Below are 18,654 nucleotides of genomic sequence, written 5' to 3'. Positions count from 1 at the left end.
TATCTGGTGCTATCATAATACACTTGGAATCATATCAAATATCTGGTGCTATCATAATACACTTTGAATCATATCAAATATCTGGTGCTATCATTATACACTTTGAATCATATCAATTATCTGGTGCTATCATAATACACTTCGAATCATATCAATTATCCGGAACTCTCAGAAATCACCTCGAATCATAGCAACTACCTCAAGCAACTAAAAATTACTTCAAATCATACCTACCATCTCAAACTTCATTTCAAGTTATCTTAACTCTATAGATGAATTGAAAACATATCATATGTATGGTTTTGGTAGATTGAACTACTGAGTAAACGGGATAATGGCCATAAGGCAGGCGATGGGGGAGTCCCTGGCTGCTCCACTGTAATGGCTTACAGGGAGACTAGCATGGATTAGCCCTACGTCAAATTCTTGTTTAAAAAGGTTGAAAAAACTTCCTACTTACTCCGATGCGAATTTAAAGGTATATTTGTAAGCGCAGACAAGAAAGCGCTTAATAAATGTATAGGAGAAAGCAGGAGGCAATTTACTATGAGAATGATTTATCTTGATATCGATTCTTTGCGTCCCGATCATATGAGCTGCTACGGTTATGACCGGAATACGACGCCAAACATTGATCATATTGCAGCCGGAGGGGCACGGTTTAACAGATGTTATTGTGCATCTTCGCCATGTGTTCCATCAAGAGCAAGCTTTATGTCCGGACGCTTTGGAATTAATCATGGAGCACTGACCCACTGGGGGCCAGGTTGTGATTTCGATTATCCGGAAGGAGATGGACATAGTACATCGGTTCCTTTTTTTACGAGACATTTGCGTAATGCCGGATATAAGACGGTCACCTTCTCCTCATTTGGAGATAGACATCATGCTTGGTGGTATTTTGCGGGATGGAATGAGCTGCACACGCATTCTTTGAAAGAAGGAAATGAGGATGCAGATGAAGTCAATGCAGCAGTGATTCCATGGTTACAGGCACACGGCAAAGAAGATAACTATTTTCTGCATATTCAGTATTGGGACCCACATACCTTGTATACCTATCCAAAGGAATATGCGGATCAATGGAACAACTTCCCGGTTAAGGAGTTTCCGAATGAGCAAACGATTCAAGACCATCAGAAAGACAGCTTCCCACGCTCGGCTACCTTTTTACACTGGGCTGATCGATTTCCAGAGACAATGCCGAGGCAGATCCGTAACCGCCAAGATTTGGCCCATTTGATCAACGGCTATGACGGGGGCATTTCTTATATGGATAAGCATGTAGGAGAAATCCTAGATACACTACGTGAATTGGGGATTGAGGAAGAGGTATGCTTTATAATTAGTGCGGATCATGCTGAATCGATGGGGGAGCACGGAGTGTATATGGAGCATGCCAATGCATCCGAATCCGTTCATCATATTCCTCTGATTATGAAAGTACCGGGAGTGACTAAGCCGGGACAGGTAGTGGACGGCTTTGTATATAATGTCGATGTAATCGCAACAATTACTGACATGGTAGGATTACCTGTTCCTACTGGCTGGGATGGGAAGTCGTTCTTGAATGCCCTGCAAGGGGGACATTGGGAAGGACGCGATTACCTAGTTATGGATCATGCTCTGTATGTTTGTCAGCGGGCTGTACGGGACAGTAAATGGTATTTTATTCGTACGTATCATCCGGGCTTGTTCGAATTTGAAGAAATTGCTTTGTATGACATGGAGCAGGACCCGAACCAAACGATTAATTTGGCCAAAGCCTACCCTGAAATTGTCAAAGAAATGGACCACCGTCTGGCTAATTGGATGCAAGAGCATATGGGGAAGCCTGGCAGCAAGGTCGATCCGATGCAAAAGGTTATCGAAACCGGCCCTTGGAAGTACATGACGGTTGAGGACTGGCATCGCAGGCTGCTGCAAGATGGCTGGCAGGAAGCAGCAGGTATGCTTGCGGCCAAATACGGGAAATCCAGTGATATCAATTCTTTATACGGAGTTTAGGCATTAAAGAATAAAAAGAAAACTATGAAAGGTTCATGAGTGAGTATGGAAAAATTGCAAAAAACAGTAGTGCAGCATAAAACAAGGAAGGAACCATTCTCCTCTAAGGTGCATCCTAACATTATGGTATTGCTTTCATTATTGATTGGTTTAGCCGTCTGGTGGCTTCTGTCAACGATACCTTCGGTTGGAAGCATCTTGTCGAACCCGGTGACCCTACTAAAAAGCTTTATGAGCGAACTGCAAAGCGGCAGGCTTTGGAGCAATATATATGCGAGTATTTTTAGAGTACTTGGGGGATTCTCGTTAGGCCTGCTGGCAGCCATTCCGGTCGCTTTCTTAATGGGCTGGTATCCTACCGTCAGGGCATTGATTGAACCATGGATACAATTTTTCCGTACGATTCCCCCAATTGCCTTGATTCCGTTAGTTATCGTAGCGTTCGGAATTGGGGAGGGAGCCAAAATTTCAGTTATTTTTGTAGCTACCTTTCTGGTCATGGTTATTTCCATTTATCAAGGGGTGCGCAATGTTGACCCGACGCTTATTAAAGCAGCAAGGGTATTAGGAGCAACTGATAAAGATATTTTCTTGGAGGTTGTCGTTCCGGCTTCATTTCCTTACATTCTGGTAGGCGTAAGATTAGGTTTAGCGAGTGCTTGGACGACATTAGTTGCGGCTGAATTGACTGGTGCTTCCAAGGGGTTAGGCAATATGATCATGGAAGCGGGATTGTACTTCCGTATGGATCTTGTAATATTAGGAATTATTATTATTGGTGTTATCGGATTTGCCATGGATAAAGGTGTACTCTATCTGGAAAGGAAGCTAACAGGATGGCAGGAACTGCGGAAGTCATAACTAACCATAGCCAAGAGACAGATCAGCCCAAGATTGAGATAACCAATTTGACCAAAGTGTACCAGGGCCGTAACGGAGACGTCGTTGCTTTACAAAATACGAATCTGACCATCTATCAAAATGAATTTGTATGTGTCGTAGGCCCGAGTGGTTGCGGGAAGACGACGCTGCTGAACATTATCGCAGGATTGGAAGATGCAACGGCAGGCAGCGTGACAGTAGACGGACAGGAAGTGTGGGGTCCTGGTAAAGAGAGAGGGGTGGTGTTTCAGCAATACGCTCTGTTTCCTTGGAAAACGGTTATTAAAAATGTAGAATTCGGTTTGAAGCTGAGGGGTCTAAACAAAAAGGAACGGCGTGAAAAAGCAGAAAAATACTTGGAGCTGGTAGGCTTAAAGGATTTTGCCAATTCCTATCCAAAGGAATTATCCGGTGGTATGAAGCAGAGGGTGGCTATCGCAAGGGCGTACGCTGTAAATCCTGAGGTGCTGCTGATGGATGAACCATTTGGGGCACTTGATGCACAGAGCCGTTCACAGCTACAGGAAGAACTACTGCACACATGGGAAAAAGAGAAAAAGACATGTTTTTTCATTACGCATGATGTGGAAGAGGCAGTTATTTTAGCGCAAAAGGTTATTATTATGAGCGCCAGACCGGGCAGAATTAAAGAAATAATTGAGGTTAATATTCCGTATCCCAGAACACAAGAAACGAAGCTTCATGAACGCTTTGTGCAAATTAAGAATGAGATTTGGGCTAAGGTATACAAGGAATATTTAGAAGTGAAAAAGTAAAAGTTTATGCTTACGATGCAAGTTTTCTTACGAAAACTCTAAGGGAGAGATTAACAATGTCCATGTTGATACGAGCAGGTAAAAAGAGCTTTGGTGTATTGATGATCACAATGTCGCTGCTGCTTACTTTGAGTGCATGCGGTACGAGTGGAGGAACAAATGGAGGCGCTGCAGGAGGTACAGCCGGAGGTAAGGACTCAACTGCAGCCAAACCGCAGGAGCCTGTGAAGGAAGCATCGAAGGAACTGCCAACTATTAACGTTGCTTATATGCCTGATATCCATGGAGCTACACCCATTGTTTTGGGTGAAGAAAAAGGATATTTTAAAGAAGCCGGAGTTAAGATCAATGCAGTGAAATTCCTCAGCGGCCCTCCTGAATTTCAAGCAATGGCCTCAGGCGACATCGATATTGCCTACATTGGACCTGGTGCAACCTTTTTATCCGCGCAAGGCAAAGGCAATATCATTGCGGTCGATAGTTTGAATACAGGTGACATGGTGTATGCGACCAAGAAATCCGGAATCAAGGATTGGAAGGACTTGAAAGGAAAAACCGTCGGGGTTCCAAAGGGGACTTCCGGGGAAATGATACTAAATCTTGGCATCAAAAAGGGTGGACTTAAGCCGGAAGATGTTAATGCTGTCAATATGGATGTTGCCGGAGCAGTTTCGGCTTTTGTAGCCGGTAAGGTAGATGCCGTTGCGATCTGGTCTCCTTATACATCTGAGATTGAGAAGCAAGTCGGTAAGGACAACATTGTGAAGTTAGGCGATAACAAGATGTTCTTCCCGGAATATGTGTTCCCGCAGAGCTGGGTGGTAAATCCAAAGTTTTTAAAAGATAAGCCTGAATTGGTTGAAAAGTTCCTTGCAGCATGGGTGAAAGCAAACGATTATCGCATTAAAAATATCGAAGAAACAATCAAGCTGACTGCTAAATTCACGCAAATTCCTGAGGATTCCCTCAAAGTCCAAGTGGATACAACGGAATGGATTGAGTCGAAAAAGCAGGTCGATTACTTTAAGGATGGAACTGTTATCAAGTGGTATGAGAATCTGGAGAAGTTGTTCGTTGAAAACGGCAAATTGACAGAAGTCGTCAAAGGCGATACGTTCGTTAGTCCGGCCCCATTTTTAAAGGTAGTTAAATAATTTATGGAAAAAGAGCTCCTACATTGTGGATTTAACACAATGTAGGAGCTTTATTTATGACGGAAGCTGCTTTATTGATTTCTTTTAATTTTATGAAACAGATGGGTAACGTTAAGCTCGTGAAGCAGTTTGACTACTTCCTTAGAACGCTTTTTACGAAATTTTTTGAGAATGACATTAATTTGCGATTTGATTGTGGAGAGCTCGACTTGTCTCGTTTGGGCAATCTCCTGCACCTTCTGATCCTTAAGCAGCAGTTCAATGATTTCCATTTCAGTTGGCGTTAGTTGGGAAAGGATGCTCATGGCATCAAACATATTGGCCTGATTTTTCCGTATTCGGGTAAATTCATTGCGGATTTTATAAGCGATTTCGGGGCGAATGGGAGATATCCCTTTTTGGGCCATACGGATACTTTTCATAATTTCAGAACTGGCTGCTGTTTTCAACACATAATCGATAGCACCGGCTTCGAAAGCTCCGAATACGGTTTCATCATCCTCATGAACGGTTAAAAAAACGATGCGTATGTGGGGAAACTCATCTATAATCCGCTTGGCAGCGATGATCCCATCATGCTTTACATCCATTTCAATATCCATCAGAATGACGTCCAAGGGCTCTCTGCTTGCGATGGTGTAAGCTTCTTTCCCGCTTGATGCTTGACCAACGAGTTCGAAGTCCACTTCTTTTTTTACCAATTGGCAAAAATGCTCGCGCAGTACCTCTAAATCCTCTGCAACTAAAACACGTATCCTTCTCTCCATCCAGTATTCCCCCTAATTTGTATTCAGCTCGTCCTTAATGTAGACCGGAAGCAGCAGCTGGAAGGTACTCCCTGCTCCTGGCTTGCTCTGAACATGAATATCTCCATAATGACCTTTTACAATCTGCTTGGCGTAAGACAAACCAACACCCCAATTTTTAGTTGTATTTTTATCCGTATAAAAGGGGTCAAAAATTTTGCCTATCCGATCTTGGGCAATACCTGAGCCGTTATCCTCAATTTTGATAATCAGCCAGTCATCCTCCAAGTATGAATGAATGGATACTATCCCTGTTGCTTCCTTATCGATTGCTTCAATAGCATTTATCATAATATTATAAATGGTTTCTGTCAGATGCTCTTGATCAGCGAGAATTACGGGATGTCCCTGCGGAAAGTTGTTTATCAGTGTAACATGTTCTGGAATGACCTTAAACTTACTCAACGTATGCTGCAAAAGCTCGTGAACATCGACCGGTTTTAATTGAAGATATGTTGTTTTAAAAGAATTGTAGAGCTGATCGAGTCGCTGCAGAGTCTCGCTAACAATACCGGAAACCTTGGTTACATTGGATTCAATTTCACTGGCAGGCTTTGATGGAGGACCCTCCATGCGTATAAGCTCATCAGTTCGCTGCAGTAAAATTTGCATCATTAGCAATTGATTTTTGATTGCATGCGTGAATACCTTGGTACCCATGTCAGCAGTTGATAGCTTACGTTCGAGCTGGAGGTCAAGCTTCCCCAGTTTTTTCTCAACCTCCGTATATTTCCAGATGGACAAAATGCTGATGATCGACAAAATTCCGGTAAAGCCAATGCTTAAATACCATTCAACTAAGGTTAAAGGAGGATTGAAGTTGGAGAAGTCGGAGTAAAGAACATAGTATGTACGAACATCAAACACTTGCAGCGGCCCCATAAAGCCTAAATAAAAATAAAACAGTACGAGGGCAAGCACACCAAGCAAGGTATACTTTACTTGGCTTTTGAACCAGTGGATGGTGATCCGCTTATAACGCCAAACCATAAAAAAAAGGGCTGCCAAAGTAGAAATAACCAACCATCCTCTGGTAATCCAGCCGATGATGTAGGTTTGATCCCGGTCCAAAACACTAAGCGCCCATTTGTAAATAACCGGATCATAGAACAAAATATTAAGTAAAGGTAGAATGGAGTTAAATGCATATATTTTCCATATTTTCAGGAAAGGCCGATAATAAAATAAGGTTACAGACAGTCCAATGAGACTGAATATAAATAAAGATCTGCCTATTGTAATCATCCGGCTGATAGCTTCGATTGTAATAGGTGAGTGCAGGAGCAGGTTGCGGATTGAATCGTTAAAAAATAATACAATATTAACCTTGTAATAAAAGCCTCCGTATTTAGCTATAAACAAAACAAGACCGGACATGCTGATGAACCAGCCCAGCAGTACCAGAGCCATCCAATAGGCGGAAGGATTTCTTGCTTTAGTAATAAAAAGAGTGATGGAAGCAGCCATTAATACGAGTAAAAGGATTGTCATTCGATGTGTCTCCTGAAAGAAAGGGATATGAAAAGAAGTGTAAGCGTTAACTTAATTATAGATGAAAAACGCTAGTACTGCGACAAATTATGTCATTGTTCTATGATATACTGCAATTATTAAACTAGAGGTGTGAGGACGGTTATTATGGAACAGAAACGATGCGGTTGGGTCAATAAAGATCCGCTTTATATCAATTATCATGATCATGAATGGGGCGTCCCTGTTCATAGTGAGCATAAGCTATTCGAGCTGTTGGTGTTGGAAGGGGCACAGGCGGGCTTAAGCTGGTATACGGTTTTACAGAAGCGTGAAAATTACAGACAAGCCTTTGACGGATTTGATCCGCAAATAGTAGCGGCTTATGACGAGGCTAAAGTGGCGGAACTGTTGGGGAACCCCGGCATTATCCGCAACCGATTAAAGGTGCGGGCTGCGATTACGAACGCACAGGCCTTTCTGAAGGTTCAGGAGGAGTTCGGCAGTTTTGACGCATACATCTGGAGGTTTATCGGTGGGATGCCGCTCTGCAACAGCTGGCGGTCATTGGGTGAGGTTCCGGCAAGTACCCCGGAATCTGATGCAATGAGTAAGGATTTAAAGAAGCGAGGCTTCAAATTCGTCGGCTCAACGATCTGCTATGCTTATATGCAGGCTACGGGTATGGTCAATGACCATACGATAGAATGCATGCTATACGAAGGAGCCGAAGCGGGGGAGAGGACTCTGTAGTGAGTCCTCGGCTCAAGAGCCCGGAGCTGCTTCATTACTCTCCAGCGCTACATACAGCGATAAATCACAAATACCTCGAAATACCTCTTCTTTCTGCAAATGTGGATATTCCTTATTCAATACATGTTCCAGTCGATGAACAGAGCCCCTTGAGCGATGTTAGTTAATAAGGTTTTCTTAGATGCTATTTTGGCTACAATTCCTGTTAATTGCCATTCCCCGGAGGCGTCCCTCTGCACGGAAATGCGAAGGTCGAAAGGCCTGCCCTCATAAGTGGCCAGTGGCAGCCTTTGTTGATTCCCGTGATGCCTGTCTATGAAATGGAGGCAGGCCTAAGCTAATTGAGGAGGTGGAGCCCATCAAAGGGTTCCAGCCAACAAAAGGAATGAATACATTAGCACAAGCAGTAATTCATTCCAAATGAAGGAGGCAGCAGCATGAAATTACCCTTTGTAGCGATTGTTACACCGGGATCATTCGTTATTCCTTCGGGAACGAGCAGCTCCGTTGAATTGGTTGTAGAGCATGTAGCACCGCATTTAACTAGCGAGGTAAGGCCTGTTGTTTTTGGAAGAACTGGAGGCAGAAACAGACCAGTATTGGAAACGCGTAAAGGAGTACGTTATATCAGGCTTCCCGCACCATCTCCACAAGCCTATATCCGCAATGTAAGTCGTAAACTTATACAATACAAACGTGATCTTAAGCTCATTCAAGTGGAAAATCGGCCACGGTTCGTACGCTATTTAAGACGAACTAACCCCAGAGCAAAAATTTGGCTTGTTCTTCATTCCATTACTTTTATTTCAAAGAGGCATATCAAAAGAGCTGAGCTTAGAGTTTGTCTGGCAGCTGCGGATCGGATCATAGTCAACAGCCATTTCTTAAAAGAGCAGGTAATCCGCATGGTTCCACAGGTTAAAGAGAAGGTTAGGGTCAATCATCTTGGGGTGGATCCAGAGAAGTTTATTTCTCGCTGGTCAGATAAGGGAGCCACGCTTCGTCAAAAATCACTTAAGCTTCGTGGCTATGAGGGCAAAAAAATTGTTCTGTATGTCGGTCGCCTGATTGGAATTAAAGGAGTACATCATCTGCTTAAAGCAATGCCCCATATCATCACCCAAGTACCTGATGCGGTACTTCTAGTTGTGGGAAGTGCATTTTATGGATCGGATCGTGTTACTCCATATGTAAAGCAACTGCACCGATTGGGGAGAAAAATGCGCGAGAATGTTCGTTTTATTCCTTATGTTCCGCATTCTGAAATTCCAGAATGGTTCCGGTTGGCTGATGTGCTCGTAGTACCTTCTCATATAAACGAAGCTTTCGGACTGGTTAATGTAGAAGCGATGGCTACTGGTGTTCCAGTTGTTGCAACGAGAGCTGGGGGAATGAAGGAAATCATTGAGCACGGAAATACAGGCTATTTAATTGATGCGCCATGTTTACAGGAAGAATTGGCACCATGGATTAGTACGTTATTGACTCAGCCTGGACAGGTTGAAAGGATGGGCGCAGAAAGTGAGCTTAGGGTGCAAGAGCATTTTACTTGGGCTAAGACGGCGGAACGATTTTTAAGTTTATACCAAACTGAATCATAATTGTGACGATGAAATAAAGTATTTCATTATTCATAGTATTCCGCTGTATATAGGCTTATATCTCACTTATAATCGATCCTTTTTGGAGAAATCAAAAAGATTTATATCATAGTTTATTCCAAAAAGGAATAAAGTCGGTTATAATGGACATAGAGCAACAAGACAGGGGATGCTGAAAATGAACATTACGGAAAAACAAACAACTTTACTCTGGCATATCTTTTGGTCCTTTTGCAAAATTAGTCCTGTCTCGTTTGGCGGAGGCTATGCAATGATACCTGCAATTGAAAAAGAAATTGTGGAAAACCGCCAATGGATGGATGAGGATGAAATGAGTGATTTATTGTCCATTGCAGGCTCATCACCTGGAGGTATTGGTGTCAATGCGTCCACACTTACAGGGTATAAGCTAGCGGGATTGAGAGGCGCTATAGCAGCTGTTCTAGGAATTTCATTGCCTAATTTTATCATTATGCTCGCATTGACTATAGGATATTCTGCAGTTCAAAACCTGCCTAAGGTGACAGCTGCTTTTGAAGGGATTCATGCGGCAGTAGTAGCATTCATAGCAATTGCTGGTTGGAAGATGTGGAGATCAGCTGTATATGATAAAAGCACATTGTTTATTTTATTAGGGTCATTATCTGCCTTGCTGTTCTCCAATCTGCATCCTGCCTTGCTGCTACTAATCGCTACATCGCTTGGTATTGTGATTTACAAATGGCAGCAGAAGCTGGGGACTATTGTATCCAAAGACATTAAGCATGAAAAGCAAACCTCCGGAAATAACCCGATTCTAGCAGGACAGTACATTTGGGGAGACGGAATTTAGTTTCGCTTATGGAAGGGGAGGGCGCTGTGTTTCTTATGTTGTTTTGGACTTTTTTCAAGGTTGGACTTATTTCATTTGGCGGCGGTTATGCGATATTAAGCATCATTGAGCGAGAGGTTCTATTGCAGCAATGGATGACTTCAGTTGATTATACACAGGCTGTAGCATTGGCTGGTATGTCACCAGGACCTATTGCTACTAATATTGCGATATTAGTTGGCTACAAAACCTCAGGTATCACTGGAGCGGTGGTTGCTGTATCAGGGATGATATTACCGTCTGTGATTGTAGTCATTATTGTCGCTGGTTTCTTATTTAAAGCAGGCAGGGAGCGATGGGTGCAGGTAGCGCTTTACGGGTTAAAGCCTATGGTGACTGCATTAATCTTATACGCTGCAATTCGAATGGCTATGAATGGACAACCATTGCTGGGGATTAACATCCATACATTGGCTAGCCTTGCGATTTTTGTTTTTGCTGTGATTGGAATTATGAAATATCGATTGCACCCGTTAATCATATTGTCTGTTTCAGCATTGATGGGAATTGCTTTTTTTGTATAAGGATGCAATAACTTATTGAAGATTAAAAGGATGAGGGCCTCTGCGGAGGCCCTTTTTTTTGTTGTAATAGGCAATCAAACGAAGTGAATTTGTAAATTAAAAGAGATTGATTTGTTCTTTTAGCGCCTATTTTGACGGTTACTGATAACTTCCTTCTGGGTGAATGCATATGTTACAAATGACTACTTAGGGCTCCTTTAAGCTCTGAAAAATGTTTATGGGTTAAATTCCATTATGGGAGGAATAGCAGGATGAGGAAGCAAAGCAGCCGAAGCTCCACTAAGGGTGGTCCGTTGCGCGGCAAACGGACCGGCGCTTATATTAATGAATTGAAATGGTTGGATGATATTCAAGCTAAAGAGAATGCGCGAAAATCGCAAATTATTAACAGTGATGCGACCATCAGCAAGCTGGAGCAGCCGGAAAAGGAGGATACCTCTTTAAATACCGTGCAGTTGCGTCCTTTGTTATTCCAGCCAGTGATTCAGGAGCGTAAATCTAATTCTGAAGCCATGGCTATTATTTACACGGACGATATTGCAGATGCATCGGTTACAAATGAAAAAATAGCTCATCATACTATAGAAGGCAGCAAATTAAAGCGCGGAAGTATCAGTATGGATGAATTGAGCGATTATGCTGTGACATCCGCCAAGCTAGGAGACCGCAGTGTTACTCAGCAGAAGCTAGGACTGCAATCGGTGACAGAAGAACATATTGCTGCTTTTGCCATCACAGGGGATAAAATTCAGGAGCGGACTATTAGTGGAGGTAAGCTTCAGGATAACAGTATTACTTCAGAGAAGATGGCGGATAAAACCATTGATGCTATGAAAATTGCTGAGAAATCGATTCATACGAAGCATTTAGCAGAGGAAGTAATTACAGGCGAGCTGATTCAAAATCAGTCTATTACATCGGAGAAGATAAAAAGCGGTACGATTCAAACAATACATTTGGCTAACTATTCCGTTAATACAGCTAAGCTGGCTGATTCGTCAGTAACTGCGGAGAAGCTGCGCGACCGATCGGTAACGGCGGATAAAATCGCGGATGGCGAGATCAGCACTCAGAAGCTGGGCAATCACGCAGTTACGGATGAGAAGCTGGCCCCTTGGAGTGTCGGGCCGGTGCATTTAAAGTCGAAGGTGATTTTGCATGAGCATTTAACGGATGGGATCGTACGCAGTGAAAATATTGCAGGTAAGCAAATTACATCCGGGCATTTGGCGGGAGAAGCGGTTTCTGCAGAGCATATAAAGGATGGCTCTGTAACCTTAGAGAAGCTGGCAAAGCATTCAGTGAATGGTACTCATATGCAGGAAGGCATTATAGAAAAGAAGCATATCCAACAGCATAATGTGGAAACACGCCATTTGGCCGAAGGAGCTGTAACTGCAAGTAAGCTTGCGGCGCAAAGTGTGAACACTCAACAGTTAGGAGAAGCATCTGTAACCTCTACTAAGCTCGCTGATCTATCAGTCACTTCAACGAAGATCGTGAAAAAAGCGGTAACCGCAGAGCACTTGTCCGCCGCCTCCATATCCAGCAGTCACATAAGTGAAAAAGCGATCCTCTCAGCTCATCTAAATCCGCTTATTGTAGGAAAAGAGCATCTGCAGGAGCAGTCGGTCGTTACAGCTAAGCTGCAGGACCGTGCGGTAACTTCTGAGAAGCTGGCATTAGGTCTGATTCAGCAACAGCATATTCAAGATGGGGCTGTTTTGTCAGGCAGCCTTGGTAATCAAAGTGTGACCACTTCGAAGCTGGCCAGCGAATCGGTATCTACCGACAAAATGACAAATCTGGCAATCACTTCAGCGAAGCTTGCACAGGCGAGTGTAACAAGTGACAAGCTCGCACGCAGGGCAGTGCTTGCTGAACACCTGACTGAAGGGGCAGTCCACGCTGCACATTTAGCAAAGGCTTCGGTACAGAGCAGTCATTTGGCTTTGGAAGCGGTAAGCAGTGAAACGATTGCAAGTGGTGCAGTGACATCAGAAAAGCTGGCCGATGGAGCTGTAAAAACTGCACAGATAGCTGCAGCTGCAGTTCAGTCTAAGCAGCTCGCTGTAGGTGCGGTTGAAGCGGCACATTTAGCTGCGGGTGCCATAGGCACGGTAAATTTGGTGGAGCGAGCAGTAACGGGCGCAAAGCTGGCGGCGAGAGCGGTAGAGGCTGAGCATATTGCGCAAGGTGCAGTACGTGGTGAGCAGGTGGCTGCACAAGCAATAGGAACAGCGCAGTTGGCTGATCAGTCGGTGACGGGAGCGAAGTTGGCCGAAGGCTCCGTAGAAGCAGGGCATATCGCACCAGGTGCGGTGCGAATCGAGCAGATGGCAGCACAAGCAATAGGAACAGCGCAGCTTGTTGAACAATCCGTAACAGGAGCGAAGCTGGCTCTAGGTGCGGTAGAAGCAGAGCACATCGCACCAGGAGCGGTGCGCAGCGAGCAGGTAGCGGCAGAGGCAATTGGCTCTGCGCAGCTGGCTGAGCAGGCAGTGACTGGAGCGAAGCTTGCCGCTGGTACTGTAGAGTCAGAGCACATTGCTATAGGAGCGGTACGAAGTGAGCAGGTGGCGGCGGAGGCGATAAGCACTTGGCATCTTGCGGAGCAAACGGTGACGGGAGCAAAGCTGGCTGTAGGAACGATTGAGGCATGGCACATCGCACCAGGTGCGGTGCGGAGTAAACAGCTGGCGGCAGAAGCGATAGGAACAACACAGCTTGCGGATCAGTCGGTGACAGGAGCGAAGCTAGCGACAGAAGCGGTGGAGGCCGGGCACATTGCACCTGGCGCTGTGCGAAGTAAGCAGATAGCAGAGGAAGCGATAGGCACGGAGCAGCTAGCACAGCAATCGGTAACCGGAGCGAAGCTTGCAGCAGGAGCGGTGGGTACAATTCACATTGCGGAAGGAGCCGTACAAGGCGAGCAGGTGGCGGCGGAGGCAATAGGAACAGCTCAGTTAGCGGAGCAGGCGGTGACAGGAGCGAAGCTGGCCGCAGGAGCAGTGGAAGCAGAGCATATAGCCGAAGGTGTTGTGCAAGGTGAGCATATCGTGGCGGAAGCAATAGGAACAGTCCAGCTTGCTGAGAAAGCTGTGACGGGAGCAAAGCTCGCAGTAGGAGCGGTGAGGGCTTTCCACATCGCCGAAGGTGCGGTGCGAAGCGATCATATAGCTGCAGAGGCAGTAGACACGGAACAATTGGCGGAGCATTCCGTGACCGGAGCGAAGCTGGCCATAGGAGCGGTGGAGGCGGTGCATATCGCACCAAGCGCGGTGCGAAGCAAGCAGGTGGCTGCGGAAGCGATAGGTACTGCACAATTGGCGAAGCAGGCGGTGACCGGAGCGAAGTTGGCCATAGGCGCCGTAGAAGCGGAGCATATTGCTGAAGGCGCTGTGCGAGGCGAGCAGGTAGCCGCGGAAGCAATTGGCACGGAGCAGTTGGCGGAGCAGGCGGTGACGGGAGCTAAGCTAGCGATAGGCGCCGTGGAAGCGGAGCACATCGCTGAAGGTGCGGTGCGAGGCGAGCAGGTAGCCGCGGAAGCGATAGGCACAGAGCAGCTGGCGGAGCAGGCGGTGACGGGAGCAAAGCTAGCGGTAGGCGCCGTGGAAGCGGAGCACATCGCTGAAGGTGCGGTGCGAAGCGAGCATGTAGCTTCGGAAGCGATAGGTACGGAGCAGTTGGCAGAGCAGGCAGTGACGGGAGAGAAGCTGGCCGAAGGAGCGGTGGAAGCCGAGCACATCGCAGCAGGAGCGGTGCAAAGCAAGCAGGTGGCTGCGGAAGCGATAGGTACGGAGCAGCTGGCGGAGCAGGCGGTGACGGGAGAGAAGCTGGCCGTAGGCGCGGTGGATGCGGAGCACATCGCTGAAGGCGCGGTGCGAAGGGAGCAGGTGGCCGAGGAAGCGATAGGAACCGAGCAGTTGGCAGAGCAGGCGGTAACGGGAGAGAAGCTGGCTGTAGGAGCCGTAGAGACTTCGCACATTGCCGAAGGTGCGGTGGGAAGCGAGCAGGTGGCTGCGGAAGCGATAGGAACCGAGCAGCTGGCAGAGCAGGCAGTAACGGGAGGGAAGCTGGCCGTAGGAGCCGTAGAGGCTTCGCACATTGCTGAAGGTGCGGTGGGAAGCGAGCAGGTGGCTGCGGAAGCGATAGGAACCGAGCAGCTGGCAGAGCAAGCAGTGACCGGAGAGAAGCTGGCCGTAGGAGCCGTAGAGGCTTCGCACATTGCCGAAGGGTCAGTGCGAAGCTTGCATGTCGCAACTGAAGCGATAGGAACCGAGCAGTTGGCGGAGCAAGCGGTGACGGCAGAGAAGCTGGCCAAAGGTGCTATAGAGGCAGTGAACATCGCACCGGGAGCAGTGCGAAGCAAACATGTGGCTGCGGAAGCAATAGCTACAGCGCACCTGGCAGAGCAAGCGGTAACGGGAGAGAAGCTGGCTGCGGGCGCGGTAGAGGCGGAACACATCGCTATAGGTTCGGTGAACGGCGAGCATTTGAGCAGTGATTCCATCGATGGTCTGCATGTGAAGCAGGAATCCATCTCAGGTTATCACCTTCTGCCGGGGAGCATATCGCTGCTGCATCTGGATTCCTGTCTGCAAGCTCAGCTACAAACGGCCTCAGCACCAGCACCAGCTTCAGTGCCTAATCCTGAGCTAAATGAAGATACAGATGAATGTTTTATAGCAGATCGGGTAGCAGCGGAAACCATTACGCCCCTTCATTTGTCTCCAGAATCAGTTGGTAGCACACAACTGCAGCCGGCCGCTGTAGAGACGCTGCATATTGCAGAAGGAGCGGTTACCCCAACGCAATTATCCTTTCAGCCCGTACAAACGCCTAGCGCAGCAGCAACTATTCAGCAATTCGGACTCTCGTCGTTCCAGCTGAGGCTTGAGCAAGAGACCGTTAAGGTAACCATCGTCTTCGACAGTTTGTTTGCAAATACTAACTATGTGCTTGTAGCAACAACCGATCAAGAGGCTTGTTATGCTATTATTGAAGATAAACAGCAAGACAGTGCAAAGCTCACAATCGTTAGAAGTAAATACTCGCCAGAACTTCAGGGAACTGTTAACTGGATTGCAATCGGTTCGCTAGCTTAGTAGAACTAGTAAGGAAGCCATCTGTAACAATAAGATGGCTTTTTATATTTTTTCCAACAAAAAGTAAAAATCACTTTTCAAATGATTTGAAACGTGATATTATTTCGTTTATGAATATTTCTTATACGAAATATAAGGTCGCAAAACGATTATTTACAACATAAGGAAAGGGTGGTTTATGACCGATTTTTCGCATGGTATTGTTCAGCCTATAGTCGTATGATATATTTTTTTGTATGGATATTTCGCTCACGAAATAATGGGAGGTTGAACTAGTTGAGTCGTGCAATGGAAATCGGACATTCAATAAGGAAGCTAACGAAAATTTTTAATGTGACTATGAAGGAAGATTTAAAAGAACTCGGTCTTACCAAGCCGCAGATCATGACATTAGGCACTGTGTATTATGATCGTAAAACGATTGGACAGATTTCAGAGAACACAGGGCTATCTTATAGCACAGTATCGGGAATTATAGATCGGCTGGAGAGAGATGGATGGATAGAAAGAGTCCGTGATGAAGCGGATCGACGAATTGTTTGGATAGGAAAAACGGATAAATTCGATTTATTGAAAGAGAAGCTGCATTTTTTTCAAGAAAGCTTTTATGAAAAATTGCTGTCTGATCTTACCGATCCAGAGCTCGATACTATCATTCATTCGCTGGGACTGCTAACTACTTACTTGGAAAAGAAGGTTGAGGAAAAGCTATGAAAAAGAAACCAGTTTTGTATTTGATCCTTGGGATCGCACTTCTTGCAGCTATAGGCGGAGGATATTCCTTTTGGTACCAAGGGCATTATTTTATTAAATCAGAGGATTCAAGAATAACCGGCGATATTTATCGTGTCATGCCTCGTATTTCGGCTAAAATGACATCGCTGCAGGTCGCTGAAGGAGATACCGTAATTTCGGATCAAATCGTGGGTCAGCAGGACAACACGAACCTGTCCACCAGTCTTCTGGATCAAGCTGCATTACGCTCTCCGATCAGCGGAACAGTTATCAAAACAATGGCAAAGGCTGGGGAGGTTGTATCTCCAGGACAGACCATTGCAATGGTTGTTAATAAGAAGGATCTTTATATTTCCGCTAACATTGAAGAGGGTGACATTCACCGGGTAAGTGTGGGACAGACGGTTGAATTTACGGTAGATACTTTCTCAGGCAGCACATTGGTAGGTAAGGTTAAGGAAATTGGTGAAGCAACGGCTGCTACCTTCTCATTGCTCCCAGCAACGAATACCAGCGGTAACTTTACAAAAGTGACTCAGCGTATTCCGATTAAAATATCGATTGATGACCAACAAGGGCTGCCATTAGCCCCAGGTATGAGCACAACTATAAAAATTCATTTGAAAGGCTAGGGGACAATCACCATGAAAAGAAAACAATTGACATGGATCCCTGTGATCCTTTCATTATGCGCAGTTATGGTTTTACCAGCATGCGGAGCTGCTGTTGCGCCACAAGCTAACGCGGCACAGGCCATTCCAGTTAAGGCCATCAAGCTTGGACAAACAAACGAATCAGGGCTAAGCGGTAAAGTTATTCCTGATCAAGAAGTAAAGGTTGTCTCCAAAGCTTCCGGAAAGGTTCTGGAGGTTAAGGTTAATGAAGGCTCAGTCGTGAAAAAAGGCGATGTGCTTGTACAGCTGGAAACAGATGACTTGTCACAACAGCTAAAGCAGGCTGAATCGGGCGTTATTGCTGCTCAAGCCAAGCTGGCTGACACACAAGCAGGAACAAGAAGTCAAGAAATTCAAGGCTTGGAAAGTGCTGTACAAAGTGCTAAAGCAGCAAGCGAGCAAATTCAAGCTGCAACAGACACAGCCAGATCGGCTTTTGATTTGGCGCAAAAAAATTACAATCGTCTAAGAAATATGTACGAAAGTACCTCTACGGTTACGAAAGATGATATGGATAAAGGCACCTTTGAGTTTGATAAAGCCAAATCTGCTTATGATCAAGCACAAGCACAGCTGCAAGCGTCAGTCGCGCAAGTATCAGCAGCTAAATCAAAACTGGATCTGGCGCGCAGCGGGCCTACCGGTAATACTGTAGAAGCTCTGCAGGCTGAAGTGAACCGTTTGAACGCAGGTTTGGAACTCGCGTCTAGCGCATTTAATAATGCTTCTATTGCTGCTCCAATGGACGGGATCATTGTGAAGCGCAGCATACAGCCTGGTGAGATGGCTCAGCCTGGCGTCACTCTGCTCAATCTTGTAAAGATGGATCAAGTGCAAATAGAGCTAAGCGTTCCGGATTCACTGATTGGTAAGCTAAAAAGCGGTGCAGATGTTGACGTTAAGATTAGTAATTTGCCAGAGAAGTCTTTTGCAGGCAAGCTGAACTTTGTCAGCCCGGTATCCAATGTGAACAGCAGTACATTCCCGGTTAAAGTAACTGTTGATAACAAGGATGGCTTGATTCTGGCCGGTATGATGGCAGAGGTTCATCTTAAGGATGCTGGACAAAGCCGAATGGAAATACCTAAGGCTGCATTAGTAAAAAAAGATAACAAAAATTACATCTACACGATTCAAGATAAAACTGCCAAGGCAGTTGAGGTAACCACTCAAGATAAAAATCAGGACTGGGTTTATTTGCAGGATAACGCGAGCGTGAAAGCGGGACAGCAAATAATAATTAATCCAACGGATGCTCTAACGGATGGCAGCACAGTGAAAGTCGAATAGGGG

15 protein-coding genes are annotated in these 18,654 nt (G+C 45.6%); 12 read left to right on the top strand and 3 right to left on the bottom strand.

All coding sequences use genetic code 11. The features are described 5' to 3' along the window. Positions 1 to 546 precede the first annotated feature (546 nt). The 4 genes from GC093_RS25795 to GC093_RS25780 are packed head-to-tail and all read left to right on the top strand — an operon-like array spanning position 547 to position 4,819. A complete protein-coding gene (locus tag GC093_RS25795) occupies positions 547 to 2,007 on the top strand; it encodes a sulfatase family protein (RefSeq protein ID WP_171654789.1) in 1,461 nt (486 codons plus the stop codon). Between the two features lie 45 nt (positions 2,008 to 2,052). Then, positions 2,053 to 2,868: an ABC transporter permease gene (locus GC093_RS25790; RefSeq protein WP_216624811.1), complete on the top strand. Its 816-nt coding sequence runs from the start codon at positions 2,053 to 2,055 to the stop codon at positions 2,866 to 2,868. Then, positions 2,844 to 3,665 (top strand): ABC transporter ATP-binding protein, encoded by an 822-nt coding sequence (locus GC093_RS25785; protein WP_171654788.1) that lies wholly within the window; start codon positions 2,844 to 2,846, stop codon positions 3,663 to 3,665. Before GC093_RS25790 ends, GC093_RS25785 begins: the two co-directional genes overlap by 25 nt. A 56-nt stretch (positions 3,666 to 3,721) precedes the next feature. Further along, entirely contained in the window at positions 3,722 to 4,819 is a 1,098-nt protein-coding gene (locus GC093_RS25780) for an ABC transporter substrate-binding protein (protein ID WP_171654787.1), read from the top strand. A 71-nt stretch (positions 4,820 to 4,890) separates the two neighbouring features. On the opposite strand, the gene GC093_RS25775 is transcribed toward GC093_RS25780, so the two are convergent. Together GC093_RS25775 and GC093_RS25770 are read right to left on the bottom strand one after the other, a co-directional pair. Next, positions 4,891 to 5,586 carry a response regulator transcription factor gene (locus GC093_RS25775; protein WP_171654786.1) on the bottom strand — a complete coding sequence of 232 codons (696 nt, stop codon included), beginning with the start codon at positions 5,584 to 5,586 and terminating at the stop codon, positions 4,891 to 4,893. A 12-nt stretch (positions 5,587 to 5,598) separates the two neighbouring features. Next, entirely contained in the window at positions 5,599 to 7,116 is a 1,518-nt protein-coding gene (locus tag GC093_RS25770) for a sensor histidine kinase (protein ID WP_171654785.1), read from the bottom strand. 147 nt (positions 7,117 to 7,263) lie between these two features. On the opposite strand from GC093_RS25770, the gene GC093_RS25765 reads away from it, so the two are divergent. Next, positions 7,264 to 7,848 (top strand): DNA-3-methyladenine glycosylase I, encoded by a 585-nt coding sequence (locus tag GC093_RS25765; RefSeq protein WP_171654783.1) that lies wholly within the window; start codon positions 7,264 to 7,266, stop codon positions 7,846 to 7,848. Positions 7,849 to 7,964: 116 nt separating this feature from the next. Here GC093_RS25765 and GC093_RS36995 read toward each other — a convergent pair whose 3' ends face one another. Further along, the gene (locus tag GC093_RS36995; protein WP_376768681.1) at positions 7,965 to 8,135 is read right to left on the bottom strand and encodes a YheC/YheD family protein; all 171 of its coding nucleotides are present in this window, start codon (positions 8,133 to 8,135) and stop codon (positions 7,965 to 7,967) included. Positions 8,136 to 8,285: 150 nt separating this feature from the next. Between GC093_RS36995 and GC093_RS25760 the strand changes: the two genes are divergently transcribed. The 7 genes from GC093_RS25760 (at position 8,286) to GC093_RS25730 (ending at position 18,651) form a co-directional block, all read left to right on the top strand. Continuing rightward, positions 8,286 to 9,449 carry a glycosyltransferase family 4 protein gene (locus GC093_RS25760; protein ID WP_171654782.1) on the top strand — a complete coding sequence of 388 codons (1,164 nt, stop codon included), beginning with the start codon at positions 8,286 to 8,288 and terminating at the stop codon, positions 9,447 to 9,449. A 178-nt stretch (positions 9,450 to 9,627) separates the two neighbouring features. Next, positions 9,628 to 10,281, top strand: coding sequence for a chromate transporter (locus GC093_RS25755; RefSeq protein WP_171654781.1), 654 nt, complete (start codon positions 9,628 to 9,630; stop codon positions 10,279 to 10,281). Continuing rightward, complete coding sequence (locus GC093_RS25750) at positions 10,263 to 10,844, top strand: chromate transporter (protein ID WP_171654780.1); 582 nt, start codon at positions 10,263 to 10,265, stop codon at positions 10,842 to 10,844. The genes GC093_RS25755 and GC093_RS25750 overlap by 19 nt, the downstream gene beginning before the upstream one ends. A 251-nt stretch (positions 10,845 to 11,095) precedes the next feature. Next, a complete protein-coding gene (locus tag GC093_RS25745; RefSeq protein WP_171654779.1) occupies positions 11,096 to 15,952 on the top strand; it encodes a WIAG-tail domain in 4,857 nt (1,618 codons plus the stop codon). A gap of 276 nt (positions 15,953 to 16,228) precedes the next feature. Next, a complete protein-coding gene (locus tag GC093_RS25740) occupies positions 16,229 to 16,666 on the top strand; it encodes a MarR family winged helix-turn-helix transcriptional regulator (protein WP_246315309.1) in 438 nt (145 codons plus the stop codon). Next, positions 16,663 to 17,319 carry an HlyD family efflux transporter periplasmic adaptor subunit gene (locus GC093_RS25735; RefSeq protein WP_171654778.1) on the top strand — a complete coding sequence of 219 codons (657 nt, stop codon included), beginning with the start codon at positions 16,663 to 16,665 and terminating at the stop codon, positions 17,317 to 17,319. The genes GC093_RS25740 and GC093_RS25735 overlap by 4 nt, the downstream gene beginning before the upstream one ends. Before the next feature lie 12 nt (positions 17,320 to 17,331). Further along, complete coding sequence (locus tag GC093_RS25730) at positions 17,332 to 18,651, top strand: efflux RND transporter periplasmic adaptor subunit (RefSeq protein ID WP_171654777.1); 1,320 nt, start codon at positions 17,332 to 17,334, stop codon at positions 18,649 to 18,651. Positions 18,652 to 18,654: the final 3 nt, after the last annotated feature.

Origin of the sequence: Paenibacillus foliorum (assembly GCF_013141765.1) — a bacterium.
In the GTDB taxonomy this organism is placed as follows: Bacteria; Bacillota; Bacilli; order Paenibacillales; family NBRC-103111; genus Paenibacillus_S; species Paenibacillus_S foliorum.
This window is presented reverse-complemented; position numbering and strand designations above follow the sequence as displayed.

Excerpts from the sequence above, each read along its gene's own strand:
- GC093_RS25795 (WP_171654789.1), top strand. The coding sequence starts at position 547 with ATGAGAATGATTTATCTTGATATCGATTCTTTGCGTCCCGATCATATG.
- GC093_RS25790 (WP_216624811.1), top strand. The coding sequence starts at position 2,053 with ATGGAAAAATTGCAAAAAACAGTAGTGCAGCATAAAACAAGGAAGGAA.
- GC093_RS25785 (WP_171654788.1), top strand. The coding sequence starts at position 2,844 with ATGGCAGGAACTGCGGAAGTCATAACTAACCATAGCCAAGAGACAGAT.
- GC093_RS25780 (WP_171654787.1), top strand. The coding sequence starts at position 3,722 with ATGTCCATGTTGATACGAGCAGGTAAAAAGAGCTTTGGTGTATTGATG.
- GC093_RS25775 (WP_171654786.1), bottom strand. The coding sequence starts at position 5,586 with ATGGAGAGAAGGATACGTGTTTTAGTTGCAGAGGATTTAGAGGTACTG.
- GC093_RS25770 (WP_171654785.1), bottom strand. The coding sequence starts at position 7,116 with ATGACAATCCTTTTACTCGTATTAATGGCTGCTTCCATCACTCTTTTT.
- GC093_RS25765 (WP_171654783.1), top strand. The coding sequence starts at position 7,264 with ATGGAACAGAAACGATGCGGTTGGGTCAATAAAGATCCGCTTTATATC.
- GC093_RS25760 (WP_171654782.1), top strand. The coding sequence starts at position 8,286 with ATGAAATTACCCTTTGTAGCGATTGTTACACCGGGATCATTCGTTATT.
- GC093_RS25755 (WP_171654781.1), top strand. The coding sequence starts at position 9,628 with ATGAACATTACGGAAAAACAAACAACTTTACTCTGGCATATCTTTTGG.
- GC093_RS25745 (WP_171654779.1), top strand. The coding sequence starts at position 11,096 with ATGAGGAAGCAAAGCAGCCGAAGCTCCACTAAGGGTGGTCCGTTGCGC.
- GC093_RS25735 (WP_171654778.1), top strand. The coding sequence starts at position 16,663 with ATGAAAAAGAAACCAGTTTTGTATTTGATCCTTGGGATCGCACTTCTT.
- GC093_RS25730 (WP_171654777.1), top strand. The coding sequence starts at position 17,332 with ATGAAAAGAAAACAATTGACATGGATCCCTGTGATCCTTTCATTATGC.